The sequence below is a fragment of the Maritimimonas sp. 2405UD52-3 genome (assembly GCF_056591715.1).
Map to the genome: position 1 here is coordinate 73,720 of NZ_JBWQOL010000004.1, position 21,526 is coordinate 95,245.

The 21,526-nt window shown below is 37.2% G+C and carries 12 protein-coding genes; 8 read left to right on the forward strand and 4 right to left on the reverse strand.

The features are described 5' to 3' along the window. Position 1 precedes the first annotated feature (1 nt). The 4 genes from AC1EU5_RS10605 to AC1EU5_RS10620 all read right to left on the reverse strand — a co-directional run bounded on the left by AC1EU5_RS10605 (position 2) and on the right by AC1EU5_RS10620 (position 6,097). Complete coding sequence (locus AC1EU5_RS10605) at positions 2-1,156, reverse strand: alpha-hydroxy acid oxidase (protein ID WP_480192363.1); 1,155 nt, start codon at positions 1,154-1,156, stop codon at positions 2-4. A gap of 10 nt (positions 1,157-1,166) precedes the next feature. Next, positions 1,167-2,540, reverse strand: a complete 1,374-nt coding sequence (locus tag AC1EU5_RS10610) for an FGGY-family carbohydrate kinase (protein ID WP_480192364.1) — start codon at positions 2,538-2,540, stop codon at positions 1,167-1,169. Between the two features lie 9 nt (positions 2,541-2,549). Continuing rightward, the gene (locus AC1EU5_RS10615) at positions 2,550-3,830 is read right to left on the reverse strand and encodes a sugar isomerase (protein WP_480192365.1); all 1,281 of its coding nucleotides are present in this window, start codon (positions 3,828-3,830) and stop codon (positions 2,550-2,552) included. A gap of 167 nt (positions 3,831-3,997) precedes the next feature. Then, the gene (locus tag AC1EU5_RS10620; protein WP_480192613.1) at positions 3,998-6,097 is read right to left on the reverse strand and encodes a bifunctional aldolase/short-chain dehydrogenase; all 2,100 of its coding nucleotides are present in this window, start codon (positions 6,095-6,097) and stop codon (positions 3,998-4,000) included. A 172-nt stretch (positions 6,098-6,269) separates the two neighbouring features. Between AC1EU5_RS10620 and AC1EU5_RS10625 the strand changes: the two genes are divergently transcribed. The 8 genes from AC1EU5_RS10625 (at position 6,270) to AC1EU5_RS10660 (ending at position 21,489) form a co-directional block, all read left to right on the forward strand. Continuing rightward, positions 6,270-7,316, forward strand: coding sequence for a GntR family transcriptional regulator (locus AC1EU5_RS10625; protein WP_480192366.1), 1,047 nt, complete (start codon positions 6,270-6,272; stop codon positions 7,314-7,316). Positions 7,317-7,621: 305 nt separating this feature from the next. Further along, positions 7,622-10,714: a SusC/RagA family TonB-linked outer membrane protein gene (locus AC1EU5_RS10630; RefSeq protein ID WP_480192367.1), complete on the forward strand. Its 3,093-nt coding sequence runs from the start codon at positions 7,622-7,624 to the stop codon at positions 10,712-10,714. Positions 10,715-10,744: 30 nt separating this feature from the next. After that, positions 10,745-12,298: a RagB/SusD family nutrient uptake outer membrane protein gene (locus AC1EU5_RS10635; protein WP_480192368.1), complete on the forward strand. Its 1,554-nt coding sequence runs from the start codon at positions 10,745-10,747 to the stop codon at positions 12,296-12,298. A gap of 14 nt (positions 12,299-12,312) precedes the next feature. Further along, positions 12,313-13,023, forward strand: coding sequence for a hypothetical protein (locus AC1EU5_RS10640; protein WP_480192369.1), 711 nt, complete (start codon positions 12,313-12,315; stop codon positions 13,021-13,023). Between the two features lie 165 nt (positions 13,024-13,188). Further along, positions 13,189-14,568 (forward strand): 3-keto-disaccharide hydrolase, encoded by a 1,380-nt coding sequence (locus tag AC1EU5_RS10645; protein WP_480192370.1) that lies wholly within the window; start codon positions 13,189-13,191, stop codon positions 14,566-14,568. Positions 14,569-14,583: 15 nt separating this feature from the next. Continuing rightward, entirely contained in the window at positions 14,584-15,927 is a 1,344-nt protein-coding gene (locus AC1EU5_RS10650; protein WP_480192371.1) for a Gfo/Idh/MocA family protein, read from the forward strand. 160 nt (positions 15,928-16,087) lie between these two features. Continuing rightward, positions 16,088-19,627: a sulfatase-like hydrolase/transferase gene (locus tag AC1EU5_RS10655; RefSeq protein WP_480192372.1), complete on the forward strand. Its 3,540-nt coding sequence runs from the start codon at positions 16,088-16,090 to the stop codon at positions 19,625-19,627. Positions 19,628-19,638: 11 nt separating this feature from the next. Further along, the gene (locus AC1EU5_RS10660) at positions 19,639-21,489 is read left to right on the forward strand and encodes a DUF5060 domain-containing protein (RefSeq protein WP_480192373.1); all 1,851 of its coding nucleotides are present in this window, start codon (positions 19,639-19,641) and stop codon (positions 21,487-21,489) included. Positions 21,490-21,526: the final 37 nt, after the last annotated feature.

A 21,526-nucleotide genomic window follows, 5' to 3' on the forward strand; every position in this document is an offset into this window, starting at 1 on the left:
GTTAATTGGTTCGTATTAAATGATTTGGTAAATCGGCTACGGTTTCACAGCAAAGCTGCTCCATAACCTGTTGTAATTCTGTCTTCAATAAAGAAATTGTATGATCACCGCCCTGTTTTCCGAGTGCTGAAACACCGTACATAAAAGACCGGCCCATAAAGGTAAATTTTGCTCCGGAGGCTAATGCACGAGCAATATCAGGACCTGAGCGAATACCACTATCCATCATCACTTCTATCTGGTTGCCGAATTTTGAAGCGATGGTTTCTAGAGGTTTGATGGTCGATTGCCCTGCATCTAATTGGCGTCCTCCGTGGTTAGAAACGATGATTCCGTCGAGACCCAAACGAATGGCTTCTGCAGTATCAGATTCAGATGCGACACCTTTTAAAACAAGTTTGCCTTTCCATAGATCTCGTATGGGTTTTATTTTTTCTTCATTCAACCTCCCACTAAACGTTTCATCCATAAACTTTCCGAGTTGTTTTAAATCCATCCCTTTGGGCATATAGGGTTTTAGTGTGTTGAAAGTGGGGATTCCATATTTGAGGGTTTCTACAGCCCAATGAGGTTTGCTTAGGACTTGTAGAATATTACTGATAGACATTTTTGGTGGCATTGCCAATCCGTTGCGAATATCTCTTGGTCTAAACCCAAAGGTTGGAACATCACAGAGAATTACTAATACAGGGCATTCTGCCGCTGCCGCTCTTTTAATAATATCATCACGCAATTTATTATCGGTAGGATGATATAATTGAAACCAGGCCTTTCCTTCTGTCAATTCGCTTGCGCGTTCTATATTTGACGTTGTTACGGTACTCAGAACAAATGGAATGTTATGTTCAAAAGCAGCTTTTGCGAGAATTTCTGGAGAATTCGGCCACATCAACCCTTGTAAACCAACGGGTGCTATTCCGAATGGAGCATCATATTCAATCCCGAAGAGGGTCGTTTTTAGAGAAGACCCATTATAATCTCTAAGATACCTTGGTTTCAGCTGTACCTCCCTGAGTTCAGAAGTATTTCGACGTAAATTTACGTCTTCATTACAGCCACCATCCAAGTATTCAAAAGCAAATTTCGGAATACGCTTTTGTGCCTTATTCCTTAGGTCATCAATAGATGGATACTTGGTATTAAATGATAGTGCCATAACTTATATTTTAATTTATAATAAATGGTACATGCTTTTTTAAGGAATAATTTTCCTTCAAAAATTTTGAATTTAATCTGGTATCTGAAATCACGATTGCGGCACCCAATGCCGATCCCAGAGATGAATTGGTCGTTCTCAACTTCATACCCCGCAGATAATGACTTAGTAATTTTATATAGATGTCATTATCACTAAACCCTCCGTCTACATACAACCTTTCTATAGGGTCGTTGCCAATGGCGGTTTTTATACTCTTTACCTGCATTCTTACCAGTTCGATCATAAGATGGTGATAGGCATGTTCAAAAGTAGCGTAGGGTATTTTCGTTTTTAATGGTTGACTTTTATCGATTAAACTTTTCCATTTAAATGAGTAGGTAAAGTTTTCTTCAATTTCTTTAAATATTTTGTAATCAAATTTTACTTGCTTGTGGTGGTCATTTGCAACACCGTATTTTTCTGCTAATTCAAGTACTTGAAGTTTATATTCATTCCCTAAGAATAAGCGTGAAGACTTTACGGGTTTTCCAATAATGCGCATATAATTGATACATTCCGCTTGGATATCTTCTTCCGATAACGCTTTCTCCGTAAAGGGATTGAAAGCAATACTCCAGGTGCCTGTTGAGACTAAAATGAATTTTTTCTTGTCACTTCTAATATAGGGTATTAGCGCTGCAGAACTATCATGAATACCAACCCCAATTTTAATTCGGTTCCCATTATAATTCATATTGATACTTGTTTCAGATGATACTATTGGAGGTAAAATTTCATCTATTTTTTCTGTGTAAACCCAATCATGGTAATCCTTCTTTTCATAATCCCATAAAGCCGTATGGCAGCCAATACTTGTATACTCAGAAACAGGTATCTTCGTAAAAATGTAACTTATATATTGCGGTAGGTGTAAAGAATATTTAATTTTCTTAAAAATGTGAGGTTGTTGGTATTTCAACCAGTACAATTGCATTCCGGAGTTCAACATACCGGCATTCGTAGTTCCGGTTTTTATGGCAAAATCCACAGGAGGCCCATATTTTTCGTAAAAAGAACCGATAATCTTTTTATCTAGCGGTTTGGTATAATTGTATAAAGGTGTTAGAACGTCTCCGTGTTCATCAAGGTGCACAAAACTCGCTCCATACGTAGAAAAATTAATGGCAGTTATATGATATTTGTGGTCGTTGAGAATCCGGTCAAAAACTTCTTTTAACCAATTTTTCAGGGCATGTAGGTCTTCAGTAGGGTAGCCGTCTTCATCTTCAATCTCAGCGAAACGATCATATTCTCGATAGACTTCTTTAAAATTTTTATCAAATAAAAAGAATTTCTTATTAGTCTTTCCAATATCGAATACAGCTGTAACCTTCTTTTTCATTTCTCGGTTTTACAGTCCTGAAGCTATTGTTTTTGTCCCTCTTTGTTTGATCAGGTTTGCTCTCACATTTAAATTTCTATAAGCATCAATTGGATGAAGTGCACCTCCCGATAACAATCTTGCTTTTTCTATAAGGGGTCTCACATCAGTTCGATAAGCGTTTTGCAAAAGTTCCTGACACTTAACTACATCGTGGTTGCGTTGTGCTTCTTTTAATAAAGGCTGATTAACCAGTAAAGATTTAGCATATGCCTCTTGAATAGCTTCCAATGATTGAATAATATCCTCTAAAGGGTCTTTAATATTATGACTTGCGTCAATCATCCAGGCCGGATATGGATTTTGCGGATTATTTTCCATACCATAAACCAATTCATTAAAAATAAGGAATAATGCATATGGTTTGATACTGCCAACCGTGAGGTCATCATCTCCATACTTGCTGTCATTGAAATGGAAACCACCTAATTTTCCTTTTAGCATGAGAGTAGATACGATTTGTTCTATGTTCGAATTTGGTAAATGATGCCCCAAATCAACTAGCGTGTAGGCTTTTTCACCGCATTCGTTTGCAAGCATAAATGACGTACCCCAATCTTGAATGACCGTACTGTAAAAATTAGGTTCATAGGGTTTGTATTCAATGAATAACTTCCAATCACTCGGCAAAGACTTATAGATCTCTTTAAGACTATCCTGAGTGTTTTGTAATGCAGTTTGAAAATTATGTTGTCCGGGAAAGTTGGAGCCATCGGATAGCCATACGGTCAAACTTTTTGACTCGAGCTTCTCTCCGATTTTAATAACATCAATATTATGTTGTATTGCCTGATCACGAACAGCCTCGTTTGTATTGCTAAGGGAACCAAATTTGTAGCTTTCACCATCGTTTTCTTGATCTTGAAATGTATTAGAATTAACGGCATCAAATAGTATCTTATGTGAATCGGCCCTTTCTTTGATAGCGGCATAATCCTTCGGAATATCCCATGGAATATGTAATGAGATAGCCCCTGATGTCTGTGTAAGGCTATGTATGATACCCACATCATCAATTTTTTGCTCGAGGCTTGCAGGCTCTCCTTTAAACCCAAATCTTCCAAATCGTGTTCCACCTGCTCCTAAAGCCCAACTAGGTATGGCAACCTGAAAGTCTTGAAGTTTCTTAACGACATCATCAACTTCAAGAGCTTGTTTTGACAGCCTATTCGCTAAAAAATCAAAACTTTCATGATGATCTGAAAGATGCTTTTTGTTGATGCTTTCGAGGTTGTTTACATCTATTCTCATTTATTTCTTTTATTTATGACACATTCGCCGACATTGAATATAAAAAAAATAGTATCGTAGTTTATAATTTTATCTCACATTTTATTGAAATACCAACCCTTTAAAAATTGGACCTCCATAAATTTTTTACAATCTATGGAAGTCAATTTAACTACTAATTCAAATAACTATCGTACAAATGCATTGGCCATTCCACCATCTACATTTAGTATATTTCCGGTTGTCTTATCTAAAATACCGACCAAAGAGAACACGCCATTGGCGATATCTTCAGGGTATATGATTTGATTTAATAAATTTCTTTTTGCATAATGTGCCGGTAGTTCATCAACGGAAATACCATAGGCTTTGGCTCTGCCTTCAGCCCAATCACCTTCCCAAATCTTGCTTCCCACAATCACGCCATCTGGGTTTACGGTATTTACTCTAATTTGATCCTTCCCTAATTCAGCCGCTAATAAGCGCGCCATATGCTGTTGAGCTGCTTTTGAAGTTCCGTAGCCAACATTGTTCGGTCCGGAAACGAGCCCGTTTTTACTCGCTATACAGATAAAATTACCTCCAAGTGATTGCTTTCGCATGATGGCAACGGCTTCTTTTGCCAGCTCAAATTGTCCTTTTACTAAGACATTTTGTAATAAATCCCAATCATCTTCGGTTGTTTCTTCGATAGGTTTCGAAATTGCTAAACCGGCACTATGTACCACAATATCTATACCTCCAAATTCTAAGCACCCTTTTGAAAAGGCTTCTACAATAGAATCTTTTTTGGTTACATCACAAACGCTGTAACTCGCAATATCTTTGGGGTATGTTTCTAGGGCTCGTTGCAATCGATCTTCGTCAATATCTGTAAGGATGACGTTGGCCCCTTCGGTCGCTAACTTATCTGCTATGGCTTTGCCAATACCTCCGCCCGCTCCGGTAACCAGAGCTACCTTTCTCGATAGTGGTTTTTCTTTTGGCATACGTTGTAGTTTAGCTTCTTCCAATAACCAATACTCAATATCAAAAGCTTCTTGCCTTGGTAACGAAGTGTAAGAGGTAATGGCCTCTGCACCGCGCATCACATTTATTGCATTGATATAGAATTCACTGGCAACACGAGCAGTTTGCTTGTTTTTAGCGAAACTGAACATCCCAACTCCTGGAAATAAGATAATAACCGGATTCGGATCCCGCATTGCTGGGCTATTTTCACGCTTGCAAGTGTTATAATACTCCTTGTATTCTGCTCGATAGTCTTCAAAAACAGGCTCTAAACTCTTGAGAACCTTCTCAGTATCTGATAAGTCTTCACGTATATCTAAGGGAAGTATCAGTGGCTGTATTTTGGTCCGTAGAAAATGATCAGGACAAGAAGTCCCCATAGGAGCAAGACGCTCTAGGTCATTACTATTTATATATTCCAGAACAACATCATTATCATTAAAATGTCCAATCATACGGTTTTCAGAAGACGCCAGCCCTCGAAGCAAAGGCATTAGTTGAGAAGCTTTTTCTAAACGTTCTTTTTGTGGAAGGCTTACTGTTTTTTGACCACCAAACACAGTGCCTTTTTCTCTGATTTTGTTTTCTATAAACGCTGAGGCCATTTCAATGACTTCCAAACTATTCATATAGCATTCATAAGAAGTTTCTCCCCATGTAAATAGGCCGTGGCTACCCAAAACAATTCCACGAATTCCCGGATTATCATTTAAGCATTTCTCAAGTTGTAAACCCAAATCAAAACCGGGCCTTTGCCAAGGTACCCATCCCATAGAATCGCCCCAAATCTCTTTTGTAACTTTCTCACTGTCTTTGGCAGCCGCCACTGCAATGAGCGCATCAGGGTGCAAGTGATCTATATGCTCGAATGGAAGTAGTCCGTGTAAAGGAGTATCTATAGAAGGTGCTTTGCTCTCTAAATCATAAATGCAATGATTAAATAAACCGACCATACGATCTTCATCATGGAGACCTTGATAAACATTTTTAAGATTTCGTAACCGCTCAGTATATAAACCGGCGATTCCAGCTCTTGTGAGTGTTCCGATATCACCTCCCGAACCTTTTACCCACATAACTTCTACTTCATCATTCGTCAGTGGATCTTTTTCAAATGTTTTACAACTTGTATTCCCACCGCCATAGTTTGTTATTCTTAAGTCGGCTCCTAAAATATTTGAACGGTATAAAAATAACGCTACTTCATCTCCTTTCATTGAAGATGCTTTCTCATCATCCCACAAATATTCAACGTGCTTAAAATTCGTTGTTACCATAGTATCAATAATTGCATTCTTACACAACGAAAATATTCCAACACCATAGACAATGCATCCTGTACTATGCTGATAGACCATTTTAACCATTAAATTGTTAATTCAGTTTTTTCTATTAATTAGAATTGTTATGTTTGAATTATATTTCATGTTTTAAGTGATACCCCATCCTTTGGAAAAGCAGCAAGCTATACATATCGATCACGATTCAAGAATCCCTAAATACAAGCAAGTTCTGGATTCTATAAAAACCAATATCAAAGAGGGCGTACTTTTAATGGGAGATCGAATTCCATCAATAAATGAGTTAAGTGAAGAATGCTTGCTGTCGCGAGATACTGTAGAAAAAGCGTATGCTATTTTAAAAGAACAAAATATTATCGAGTCTGTTAGAGGTAAGGGGTATTATGTGACAAAAACGAACCTGTCTCTAAAAGTAAAAGTGTTGTTTCTCATTAACAAAGCGAGTTCTTATAAGGTCCGTATTTTTAATTCATTTGTAAGTACGCTTGGAACAAATGCTCACGTCGACTTGTTTATTTATCATTGTGAGGCTTCGGTATTTATGGACATTTTAAAAAGTAGAATAAATCGGTATGATCATATTCTTATAATGCCTCATTTCAAAAATCAGGAATCTCGTCATATGGGATGCCCAGATGATGTACTGAAGTTAATTCATTCAATACCTAGTAAAAAACTAATAATTGTTGATAGAGACCTTAAATTTCTAGAGAATGAAGCAGGACGCATTTATCAAGATTTCACCGAAGATATTTGTTCAGCTCTTAACACGGGAATTGAAAAATTAAAAAAGTATAATAAAATTGTACTTGTTTACCCCGAGAAAGCCGTATATCCATACCCAAAAGGAATCGTTACCGGCTTCAAACGCTTTTGTATTCAACATAATATTGATTACGAGTTACTTGATAAAATCTATGATGATATGGAATTCCAACAGAGAGACCTGTATATCATCATCGAAGAATCTGACCTCGTGAATTTGGTGAAACAAAGTAGAGATCAACAGTTGAAGCTCGGAGAAGATATAGGAATCATTTCTTATAATGATACGCCTTTGAAGGAGCTATTGGGGATTACTGTCATCAGCACAGATTTTAAAATGATGGGGCTGGAGGCAGCAAAAATGATTTTAAACAAACAAAATATTTCGGTGAAAAATAAGTTCAATTTTATTGATCGTTTTTCTTTGTAGTAATTACTTTTACGTATTCACCGTTTATCTTTTCTTCGATTTCGTTCTACTTCGTGTACTATTCTAAACTATTAATAGTGTTGCATATTTTATAGGGTAACTCTAAATAAACTGCTGTAAAATCTGTGTCATTTTTTGTCAAAAAATGATTTACCCAACAGTACAGTACAGGATGCTTAATAATTCCCATGTTTATAAAATTGTGCGCAGGTCAATCAAAGAAATAGCCATTTAATAAAGGGCTCCTAAAGTTTCTTGTTGACGCGAATAAAAAAATAATTTATATGATAAATCCCAAACTTAAAATGAGACAAAAAGCCCAGAAACAGTATGGAATTACTTCTCTTACTGTGCTATTGGTTTTCATTCTTTGTAGTTTTATTTCATTTGATTTACAAGCTCAAAGAACAATAACCGGTAAAATTACTAGTGAGAATGGGGATCCACTTCCTGGAGTAAATGTACTGCAAAAAGGTACTCAAAATGGAGTTGGAGCCGATTTTGAAGGTAATTACTCAATTAAATTAATTGCAGGAGAGCAGACATTAATTTTTTCTTTCGTTGGTTTTGAATCCAAAGAAGTTGTCATTGGTGCAAGTGATGTGATCAATGTCATACTGCAGGAAGATGCGGAGAGCTTAGACGAAGTTGTCATAATTGGTTATGCGCCCGTAGCAAGAGAGAAAGTGTTAGGTGCCTTAGCATCCGTGAAATCTGAAGAACTTGTTAAGGCAACTCCAGTAAATGCATTTGATGCTGTACAAGGGCGCCTTGCCGGTGTGCAACTATTAAGTAATGGTGGCCCGGGTTCTGGTTTTGATATTAGAATAAGAGGTGTTGCTACCTTTTCATCAGGCACAAGTCCACTATTTGTTGTAGACGGTCAACAACTAGAAAATATAGATAATATAGACCCAAATGATATTGAAAGTTTTGAAGTTTTAAAAGATGGTGCCACAGCTGCTATTTATGGGTCAAGAGGCGCTAATGGAGTAGTATTAATAACAACGAAATCCGGAAAAGCCGGTGATGTTAAGTTTGATATAACTTCAAATTCTTCATTTACTTCCTTGAATGGTGAAATCCCCTTGGCTAATACGCGGCAACGAATTTTATATGAGAGGTTAAGACAAAACAATACCGCAAATTTAACAGTACAAGAGCGTGATTCTTTAAGTTTAATTAACCGAAATTCGTATGATTTACAAGATCTGCTAACAAGAACCGCATTAAGACAAACAGTAAATTTAAGTGTTAGTGGAGGTAGTGATAAAGTAAAGGTGTTATGGAATACTGGTTTTCAAGATCAAGAAGGAGTTGTTGTGAATAGCCAATACAAAAGAATCAATTCAAGGTTAAAACTGGATTTTGATCCTTCATCCAAGTTCAAGTTGGGCACCAATCTAAATGTTTCGTTTGAAGACCAAACAGGGTTGAATGAAAATCAAGTATTTCAGCAAATGGTAGAGCGAATTGCCTATTTTCCAATTTTCGAACCGAATGGTACATTTACTCCTGAAATTGCAGGACGTCAAAATCCTGTAGCTGAAGCGAACTTAAGAAAGCTGAGAGATCGTAATTTTCGTTCTCAAATTTTCAATTATGCGCAATATAAAATATTGCCGTCGCTTTCATTGAAGTCTACTTTAGGTATTAATTTTCGGTACAGAAAAAGAAATGATTTCGAACCCATTCTAACTCAAAACCCTAACAGCCCTATTCCTAGAGGTGCTGAAAGAAGAGGTTTAACCTATGATATTCAACAGGAAAATTTCCTAAATTATAATAATACTTTTGGAGAACATACTTTAGGTGTATTTGCTGGTATGCAAATACAAAAATATTTTAGCGAAGGCTTTAATGTTTCTGCACAGTTTGTTTCAGACGATATTCAAACATTTAACAATATAGACCCCTTGACATTCGCTGTAACTAATGGAACGGTGAATGAACGCCATAATTTATTCTCATTATTTGGAGGCTTAAGTTATGACTATAAAAATAAATACTTGGTAGGCTTTACCTTACGTAGAGATGGCTCATCACGTTTTGGAGATGATCAAGAATACGGTAATTTTCCTTCATACAACGTAGGGTGGAGGATTAGTAATGAAGGTTTTATGGAAAATACAAAGGACGTTATTAATAATTTATTGATACGTTATGGTTATGGTGAGACCGGAAACGAAAATATTGGAAATTATGATGCTATCAGTACGTATTCACCTGGTTTTACTTATAACGGAGTGAGTGGGGTAGCACCAACTCGTTTAGGTAACCCAACGATAAGTTGGGAAAGTACTGCCTCTTCCAATTTTGGTGTTGATTTGGGATTGTTTAAGAATCGCCTCAATATCACATTTGATGTTTGGAAAAAAGAAACAGACGATCTATTGGCGAATGTACCTTTACCGGAAGAGAGTGGTTTTAGCAGTATCAGACAAAATGTTGGTGGAGTTGAAAACAGGGGTATTGATCTAGGAATCAATGGAACGATTCTTCAAACAGAAAATTTTACTTGGGATGCAAGTTTTAATATCAGTACACTTGAAAATGAAGTTACTAAATTAAATGACGGTGTAGCGTTTCAATCAGGTGACTACTTAATTGAAGAAGGTCAGCCCTTAGGTAATATATTTGGGTTTAGAAATTTAGGAGTCTATCAGTATGACGAATCTAATGCATATGATGAAAATGGTGTTCGTTTAACTCCAAATTTTGATACGAACGGAACTTTTGTTAATTACACCTTAAATGGTCAAGAATATACGGGTACTGTAAGACAACTAAGAAATTCTGGTCGTGTTTTAGAAGGAGGGGATATTATTTGGGAAGACCTGAATAATGATTTAGACATAAACAATGCTGATAAACAGGTTATTGGTAATGGTTTACCTGAATTGTTTGGGGGTTTTTCAAGTGATTTCACATATAAGAACCTAAGTTTAAGTTTTTTATTTGATTTTACCTTTGGTAATGATCTTTGGAGGAGATATGATGAATTACGTAATGATTTGAATTCAAGCAATGAAACACCGGGGCCCGATAGAATAGAAGGCGCTTGGAGAGAGCAAGGGGATGTTACAGTGTATCCACGTTTAAATAGGGTGCCACAGAATAGAGAGCGTCCAAATAGCTTTTTCGTTACCCCAGGAGATTTTATAAGACTGCGTTTTGTGCGATTGAACTATAATATGCCAAAATCATTACTAGACAAAATTGGTTGGGTTAATAGTGTATCATTCAACGTATCCTTAAATAATTTCGTGACATGGACAAACTACCCGGGATACAATCCGGAACTAGGATCCAGAACCAACCCGTTACAACCGGGCTTAGATAATTTAAGATATCCGAATACACGTGAAGTGATATTTGGTTTGCGAGTTCAATTATAATTAAATAAAAATATACTAATGATACAGATTATGAATAAAAAACGATATAAGCTCATAAGTATTTTGCTTGCAGTAGTTTTCTTAAGTATTTCATGCGACGATCTTGTTGATGAGCAGCCAATTAGTGAGATTGGAGCTGAAAATTTTTGGCGAAATAACAATGATGCCGCTTTGGGTGTGGCAGCTATTTATGACGGAATGCAACCCACTTACAGATTGAAACGTTATTTCTGGGGAGAATTCAGATCTGACAACTTTACGTACGGTAGTGAATCTGCCAGCGCTAATAACTTGGAGATTGTAGCGAATGATATTAACTCTGATAATAGTGGTGTTACAAGATGGACTGATTTTTACATAATGATCAATAGAGCGAATTTAGCGATCAAATATATTCCCCAAATAAGCGGATTCGATGAAGATCTTTTGGCACAAGCACTTGCAATCAGGGCCTATGCTTATTTTGACGCTATACGAGTATGGGGAGGTGTTCCCTTGTTTACCGAACCTGTAGAAAATGCAACACAAGAATTGCAACTGCCTAGAACAGACGCTTCTACAATCATGAATGAGGTAATTATTCCTGATATGCTGAGAGCTGAAGAACTAAGTGCACAAGTTGCAAATAACTATCGTTTCTCCAGAACGAGCATTTGGGCGTTACAAGCAGAGGTGTACATGTGGCTGAATCAATATGATAATGCTAAAATAGCATTGGATAATATTGTAGCGTCTAATGAGTTTAGTTTGGCCGTTGGTATCGACCAATGGCAAAATATGTTTTTAAATGATACAGGTGATGGTGGGGGTCCATTAAAAGTTATGGAAGGACCAGAATTAATGTTATCTATTAATTTTGATCTTAACGAACCGAGAGATAATCCTGGCCAGACTAGAGCTAATAGGTCTGGAATTTTCGCCTTGTTTTTTGCTGGCTTACCATCATATTTTATATCACCAGCACTAGAAAATAAATGGAGAGAAAAATTCCCAATAGATAGTGCAGGTTGGTACAATAAATTTCCGGGTGTGGATCCTAATATTCGAATATCAATCGACGGAGGAGAGCCTACTTTTCTTTATGGAGATTGGCGGTATTATTTATCTCGCGAAGGTGGTTTTGATCTTGGTGTTAGAGATGTTGGCGAAGCGAGATTGGCTAAATACAATAAGTTCAATTACAGTCAAGATTTGGATGACAGTGATATCGTTCTATATAGATACGCCGGAATGTTATTATTATTAGCTGAAGCTGAAAATCAATTAGGTGACGCAACACGAGCTTTGGAATTAGTCAATGAAATTAGAACGGCACGTCTACTTCCACTTGTTACAGAAGCAGAATTTGGCGCAACAACGGAAGAACGAGAGAATTATATACTAGATGAGCGTCAGTTAGAGTTGTTAGGAGAGGCACAAAGGTGGTGGGATTTGCGAAGAACGAATAAGGCCATTGAAGTACTCAATCCTATATTGGATACATTGCCCGGAGGAATTCCATTAACTGAACAGAGATTGTTATTTCCACTTTTTGACGATCATCTGGTAGAAAATCCATTATTAGAACAAAACCCAGGATATTAAAATAGTATTAGATTATGAAAACTATAAAAAAAATGAATTTTAAGTTTCTTCCGCTAGTAGCTTTTATGATGTTATTCGCAGGATGCGATTTAGAACTGCAAGAGGGCTTCGATTTTGTTCCTGAAGTAGACGCAACGGACCCATTTGCCGAGCTAACAGCTTGGGAGTTTATACAATCTGCAAATGAATTAAATGATGATGGCTCTTTGAATAATGAACGATTCAATTATATGATCGCAGCTATTGAAAGAGCTGGTATGGTCGATGAATACAATGGCACAGATCCCGAAAGAACATATTTGTTACTTAACAATAATGCATTTACGGGTGGAGGTGATATTATTCAATTAATAACCGGTTCTAGTAGCGTGGCGGATGGAGAAACACCAGAGCAGGTCATGGCAAGGGCTGACCCTGAAGTCTTGAGACTAATATTACAATACCATATTGTAACAACGTATGTTGCCCAAATACCAACACTTTTTGAGTTTAATGTCAATTATGTATTTCAAACTCTTATCCCCGGTGAGGATGGTATAATAGTAATGCGAAGAGATAATAGATATAGAATAGATATCAATAGGGCTCCTGCTCCATTACCATCTTCGGCGACATCTCAATGGGAAAGAGTACGTAATCATAATTATGTTTTTAATAACGGAATTGGTCATATTATTCAAGATCCGGTAAGAAATCAACCGTATCCAGATCCAGTTATTCCTTAATCAATTGTTAAATAATTTTATAATTTGTTTAGACCTCCATTGTCAACAATGGAGGTTTTTTGTTTCTTATTTTTTTAGATTCGAACGAGCGCGAGAGAGGCCTACACTACAGGTTAGTTATATTTTTAATTTAGATTATTTTTAAACATCAAATAAAACGCACTCATGAATATTTTTAACATACATCGCCCCAAAGTCAAACTTTACTGCATTTTTGGCTTACTTTTAATATCTTGTAGCGAGACTAAAACACAAGTGCCTTGGGTAGATTTAATCGAAAAAGAGAATTTGAATAATTGGATTGTTCGAGGAGGTCAGGCCAACTACGAATTAAAAGATGGAGTGATTACAGGTACAACAGTTGCCAATACGCCCAATACTTTTCTAACCACCGAGCAATTATATAGTGATTTTATTTTGGAGCTAGACTTCAAAGTTGATTCTACAATGAATTCAGGTGTGCAAATACGCAGTAACAGTTTTCCATACTATAGAAATGGCATAGTACATGGTTACCAGGTTGAAATAGATCCTTCAAAGCGATCATATAGTGGAGGTATTTATGATGAAAAAAGGAGAAAATGGCTTCATACGCTTGAGAACAACAACGACGCTCGTGCAGCATTAAAACAAAATGAATGGAACTCTTTTCGTATTGAGGCCCATGGAGACACGATTAAAACATGGATCAATAATGTACCGGCCTCTTTTTTGATTGATAGTAAAACGGCTACCGGATTTATAGGATTACAGGTACACAGTATTAAAAATAAAAGTGATGCCGGCAAAAAAGTACAGTGGAAGAATATTAGAATTATAACCGATAGCGTATCTAAATATACAACAGCATCCCCTCTCAAACCGATTACCACTAAGAATAAGTTGACGATAGATGAGCAAAAAAACGGATGGGAGCTACTCTGGGACGGAACAACTACAAAGGGTTGGAGAGGAGCAAAACTCGATACTTTTCCGTCGAAAGGATGGGAGATACATAACGGTGAACTAACAGTATTGGCTTCAGGTGGCGGCGAATCAGAAGCCGGGGGTGATATCGTTACCAGAGAAATGTTCGAAGACTTTGAACTAAAAGTTGATTTTAAAATCACGGAAGGGGCAAATAGCGGGATTAAATATTATGTAGATACTGAATTGAATAAAGGTGCAGGCTCATCTATAGGGCTAGAGTACCAGATTCTTGACGATCTAAAGCATCCCGACGCAAAATTGGGTAGTCATGAAGGTAGCAGAACACTGGCATCTCTATACGATTTAATACAAGCAAGTAGACAAAAGCCTATACATGCTATCGGTGAGTGGAATACCGCACATATTATTTCAAAGAATAATCATGTAGAGCACTGGTTAAATGATATGAAGGTGCTTGAATATGAGCGTAAGAGTAGCGATTATAGAAAATTAGTTGCAGCAAGTAAGTATGCGAAATGGCCCAGTTTCGGTGAACTTAAACGCGGACATATTCTGTTACAAGATCATGGCGATCACGTTACTTTCAAAAATATTAAGATTAAGTCCACCAAATAAATAATAAATGTAACTATGAGTAGTAACAGAAGAAATTTTATAAAAAAAACGAGCTTGGCGGCTATGGGAGTAGGTTTAAGCGGCAGTATTAATGCAATGTCTGCTATAAGTTATCGTAATATTATTGGTGCAAATGATCGAATTAACCTTGCCATTCAAGGATTGGGTAGAAGATATCCTGCTTTTATTGCTCCTATTGTTCAAAAAGAAAGCAACGTAAAATTGGTATATCTCTGTGATGTTCTTAAGAGTCAAAGAGAAAAGGCAGCAGCCAAATTCGCTGAAAAGAGTACTCATAAACCTAAACTTGAAAATGACATTCGTAAGATTTTTGATGACAAAAATATAGATGCCATTTTTATGGCTACACCTGATCATTGGCATACTCCAGGAGCATGTATGGGCATGCAGGCAGGGAAGCATATTTATTTAGAGAAGCCATGTAGTCACAATCCGAAAGAAAATGAACTTGTGGTGGCTTTTCAAAAAAAATATGATAAGGTGGTACAAATGGGGAATCAACAGCGATCGTCAGTTGAAACGAACCAAATAATTAATGATATTCACAATGGTATTATTGGTGATGCCTACAAAGCGATTGCCTTTTATGTAAATGGAAGGGGCCGGGTACCGGTTCCAACCAAAGCGGCACCACCTGAAGGATTAGATTGGGATCTTTTTCAAGGGCCATCTCCGCGTAAAGCATATATGCACGATACCTGGAATTACAATTGGCATTGGTATGGATGGGATTTTGGAACTGCTGAAATGGGCAATAACGCCACACATGAACTAGACATCGCGCGATGGGCCTTGAATGTAAAATACCCGGAACAGGTTAGTGTTATTGCCGGAAAACATCAATTTAAAGACGATGGTTGGGAAATGTATGATACAATGGAGGCTACCTATAAATTTGCTGATGGTAAGATGATACAATGGGATGGAAGTAGTCGAAATGCACATAATAAATATGGCCACGGCCGCGGTACCATTATTTACGGATCTAAAGGTTCTGTTTTTGTGAACCGTGGTGGTTATGCCTTATATGATTTAAAAGGTAAATTAATTAAAGACAGTAAAACTGAAGGTACCGAAGGAGGCGTTGCATTGGGTGGGGGTGGAGATCTTACGTCCAGACACACCATTAATTTTTTCGAAACCATTAGAGGTAAACAGAAATTAACATCACCGATTGAAGTAGGAGCGGTCTCACAGATGCTAACACACTATGCAAATATTGCAGCTCGAATTAATAAGCCATTTGATGTCGATGCAACTTCTGGAACAATTTACGATAGAAAAGCCATGCAGTTATGGTCAAGAGAATATGAACCCGGTTGGGAACCGAAATTGTAAAGAATAAATTTGGTTTTAGTAAACGCTTTTATCTGCTAAATTTTCAGGATAGCACAGGATAGGAAAGATTGCGTTTACCACTATGTTTGAGAGATTACATCAATTGAATATGTTCAGGCAATTTTTGTATGTAGATCATCAATTATTTAAATCAAGAAATATGCATCACTCTAAATTTAAATGTCTAATAATCATCTTATTGAATTGCATGTATGTGTTGGCCATTTATGGACAGGACGCTTCTGTTAAAAGCAATGAGAAACCAAACATCATATTTATTTTAACTGATGATCAGCGTTTTGATGCATTGGGATATGCCGGTAATAAATATGCTACAACCCCAGAGATGGATAAGTTGGCGCAAGAAGGAACCTATTTCAAAAATGGCATCGTTACAACTCCAATCTGCGCTGCGAGTAGAGCCAGCATACTGACTGGACTTACTGAGCGGGCTCATAATTTCAATTTTCAAACAGGTAATGTTCGTGAAGAGTATATGGCGAATTCATATCCAACACTTTTAAAAAATAATGGATATCACACCGGTTTTTATGGCAAGTACGGGGTGCGATACAATGATTTAGAGAAGCAGTTTGATGAGTATGAATCATATGACAGAAATAACAGATATAAAGATAAGCGGGGTTATTATTATAAAACCATTGATAACGATACGGTCCACTTAACGCGGTATACCGGTCAAAAAGCACTTGATTTTATAGATGCAAACGCGAGTGATGAAAAACCTTTTTGCTTGTCATTAAGTTTCAGTGCACCGCATGCCCATGATCCTGCAGAAGACCAATACTATTGGCAAAATACGACGGCCAAATTATTGGCAGACACCACCATTCCGGGCCCTGCACTAGGGGATGATAAGTACTTTGAAGCACAACCGAAAATTGTTAGAGACGGTTTCAATAGATTGCGTTGGACATGGCGTTATGACACGCCTGAAAAATATCAACACAGCCTCAAAGGGTATTATCGAATGATTGCAGGAATCGATTTAGAGATTGCAAAAATTCGCAAAAAGCTAGCAGAAAAAGGCCTTGATAAAAATACAGTGATCATCCTAATGGGTGATAATGGTTACTTTTTGGGAGAACGACAATTCGCCGGAAAATGGCTAATGTATGATAATTCCATACGCGTGCCCTTAATCGTTTATGATCCAAGAGTAAACAAGCACCAAGATATTAATGATATGGCCTTAAATATAGACATACCACATACGATCGTAGATTTGGCCGGAGTGGAGGCTCCAGATTCATGGCAAGGTAAAAGTTTGATGCCAATTGTAAATGGTCAAACAAATACAATAGGTAGAGATACGATTTTTATAGAGCATATTTGGGATTTTAGTGAAATCCCGCCAAGTGAAGGTGTACGAACTGAAGAATGGAAGTATTTCAGATATGTGAATGACAAAACGATTGAGGAACTTTATAATTTAAAGAAAGACCCTCAAGAGGTCAAAAACTTAATTGGTAAGAAAAAATACAAAGCTGTTGCGGATAAGCTGCGCTCGAAATTAGATGAGTTAATTAAGAAAAACAGTAATAAATACAGAGCGGCACCAACTGATTTGACAGTTGAACTTATACGAGAGCCAAGCACTGATGTTCAAATATATGATGTAAAACCAGAATTTGGATGGACGGTTCCCGTGGCATCAAAATTTCAATCTGCTTATCAAATTCTAATAGCCTCCAATAAAGCTACAATTGATGCTAATAATGGTGATATTTGGGATAGCGGAAGAGTGGCTTCCACGAAATCGACAGATGTTGAGTATGCAGGTAATGCTTTAGAAATAGGAAAATCGTATTACTGGAAAGTTAGAATTTGGGAACAAGAAAATCGATTGGTAGATTATTCTGAACCTCAAAAATTTACCACGGGCCAGAGTAATAGCTACATTATTTCAACAGAAAATAAATTCGTTACTACAGAAGTTAAACCTGCAAAGTTTGAAAAAAGAGATGACTTCTATTTTATAGATTTTGGGAAGGCGGCTTTTGCAACTATGGATTTTACATATAAGGCCAAAGCACCACATACATTAGCGATACATGTAGGAGAAATGGCCGATGATAAAGGGAATCTAAATAGAACACCGCCTAAAAAAAGTAATATCCGATATCAAGAAATAAAAGTTGATGTAAAACCTGGTCAAACTAAATATCAGATTAAAGTTCATGAAGACGAACGGAACACAAGAGCTAATAAAGCCGTGCCTTTACCAGATGGTTTTCCGCCTTTAGTACCATTTAGATATGCAGAGGTAGAAGGCGCTCAAAGCGACCTAAAGGCTGAAGACTTTACACAATTAGCATTTCATACCTACTGGGATGAAGACGCCAGTAGTTTTGAGAGTAATGATAACATTTTAAATCAAGTTTGGGATTTATGTAAATACTCAATAAAAGCCACTACGTTTAATGGGCTTTATGTTGATGGTGATCGAGAACGGATTCCTTATGAAGCCGATGCATACTTAAATCAATTAAGCCATTATACTACAGATAGAGAGTTTGCCATTGCAAGACGTACTATTGAGTATTTTATGAAGAATCCTACATGGCCCACGGAGTGGCAACAACATGTGCCTCTATTGATTTACGCAGACTATATGTATACAGGTAATACAGAACTCATAAAGCGTTATTACGAACCCTTAAAGCATAAATCATTATACGAATTATCTAATGAAGATGGTTTAATAACATCGACTAAGGTTGATGCTGCCTTTATGAAAAAACTTGGTTTTCCTGATGGGTACAAAAAGCCTTTGACTGATATTGTAGATTGGCCAGGACCAAACTTTAATGGTAGCAAAACCAAAGGAGAGCGTGACGGTTTTGTCTTTAAACCATACAGTACAGTGATTAATTCATTCTTCTATGAGAACATGAAAATCATGGCAGAATTTGCAAAAATTCTTGGTAAAACGCAAGAGGCTCTGGACTTTGAATATAGAGCTGCAAAAGCTAAAAAAGCGGTGAACGAACAGATGTTTGATGCAGAGCGTGGTGTATACGTCGATGGAATTGGTACAGACCATGCTTCACTACATGCTAATATGATGCCTTTAGCCTTCGGGTTGGTTCCTGAAGAACATCTTGAATCTGTTGTAAATTACGTAAAATCTAAAGGAATGGCTTGCAGTGTATATGGCGCACAATTTTTAATGGACGGATTATATAATGCTGGTGAATCTGATTATGCACTCGATTTATTGACTGATACTTCCGATAGAGGCTGGTACAATATGATAAAAATTGGATCTACAATTACTCTTGAAGCTTGGGATAATAAATATAAGAATAACTTAGATTGGAATCATGCTTGGGGTGCTGTGCCTGCAAACGTAATCCCAAGAGGATTATGGGGAATAAAACCTAAAACAGCAGGATTTGGTGTGGCAACTATTAAGCCGCAGATGAGCAAGTTAAAATCGAGCGAAATTGAAGTACCAACAGTAAGAGGAACGATTAAAGGAAAGTATACTTATAATGGAGCTAGACTTCAAACCTATGAAATTGAAATTCCGGGGAATATGGTCGCCGAGTTTTCTCTAAACGGTTTGGACGGAAAGGACTTAATCCATAATGGAGAAAAAGTACCATCCGCTTTTGAATCTATACGGTTGTCACCCGGGACTCATACCATTCAACTAAAAATAAATTCGTTCTAATCTCATAACATGTGAATAGGTACTTCCTAATATTTATTGCTGTTCTTTCATTGATGTCATGCCACAAACAGGCAGAAGTTGAAGTGAAAGGTGAACTAAAAAAATGGCATAAAATAACATTGAATTTTGAAGGCCCTGAATCTAATGAATTAGCTGAAGATAATCCGTTTTTAAATTATCGCTTAGACGTCACATTTAAGAATAAAGACAAGGTCTATGTGATTCCGGGATTCTATGCAGCCGATGGTAATGCAGCCGAAACAAGTAGTGATTCAGGCAACATATGGCAGGTGCGGTTTACCCCAGATGCGATTGGCGAATGGACCTACACAACATCCTTTAAAAAAGGCGAAAATATTGCCATAGCTGAAACCTTCTTTGGAGCCTCTAGCGCTGGTTTTATGGATGGTCAGACCGGAAGTTTTATTGTGGTTGAATCTGATAAAACCGGTATTGATAATCGTGCTAAAGGACGACTGCAATACGTAGGTGAATCCTATTTAAAGTTTGCCGAAAGTCAAAAATATTTTATAAAGCTCGGTGTTGATGCACCGGAAAACCTATTAGCATACAATGATATTGATGTGTCAACCAACGCATTAGGTTTTCAAAAAACATGGGAGCCTCATTCCAGAGACTATGATGAGAGTGCGGCACCATTTGTTTGGCAAGAAACGAAGGGTAAAAACCTTTTAGGGGCTATCAATTATTTGTCAAGTGAAGGGTTAAATGTCTTTTCATTTTTAACATTCAATGTTGACGGAGATGACCGCAATATTTTTCCGCATTTACTGAAAGTTTCCATTGGTGATTATGAAGCCTATGCCGGAAACAAAGAAAATAAGGAGGCTTGGGAAACGATGTTTCATAAAACACGATTTGACGTTTCTAAGCTTGAGCAGTGGGAGCGCATTTTTGAATACGCTGAAAAGAAAGGTATGTTTTTACACTTTAAAACACATGAAACTGAAACCGATCATTTAATGGATAAAGGTGTATTTGGTACAGAGGGTAAATTGTATTATCGCGAATTGATCGCCAGGTTTGGACATCATTTAGCAATGAATTGGAATTTAGGAGAGGAAAATAATCAACCCATTGAAGAAGTAAAAAAAGTAGCCAATTATGTTTCGAAGCTAGATGCTTATAATAGCCACTTAGTTATACATACATTTCCGAATAAAGATGATAGATACGAAGCATTCATAGGAGATCAGTCACCACTAACAGGTGCTTCATTGCAGTTAAGTCATGAAGAGTTCAATGATGTACATCCAAGGGTTTTAAAGTGGCGTGAAAAGTCAAATGCAACCGGTAAAAAATGGGCATTGGCCGTTGATGAACCGGGCAAGGCTAAAATTGCTTTATTACCAGATGATGAAGACCCAGAACATAATTATGCCAGGGGAAGGGCCATGTGGGGAACGCTAATGGCCGGAGGTTATGGTGTTGAGTGGTATTTTGGCTACGCAAGTCCGAATTCAGACTTGACCTGCCAGGATTTTAGAAGTAGAGATCTTTTTTGGGATCAGAACAGACATGCGCTACATTTTTTCAATACCTATATTCCGTTCTGGGACATGGAACCGAATGATAGCCTAACAGCTGATGAGATAGCGTATTGTCTTGCGAAAGAAGGTGAAGTGTATGTTATTTACGCCGAAGCGGAAGCAGATAAAATCAAACTAAATCTGGGAAATTCAAATGAAATTTTTACTGTAAGATGGTTTGATCCCAGAAATGGTGGAGACCTTCTTGAAGGGTCGATTGTATCAACAAAAGCAACCGGTATCGTTGCATTGGGGAGTCCGCCGTCGGCAACAGACAAAGATTGGGTGATCTTAGTAAAACGCATTGAATAAAAATCGCTTATGATTCAAAGGTTCAACATTTTGATAT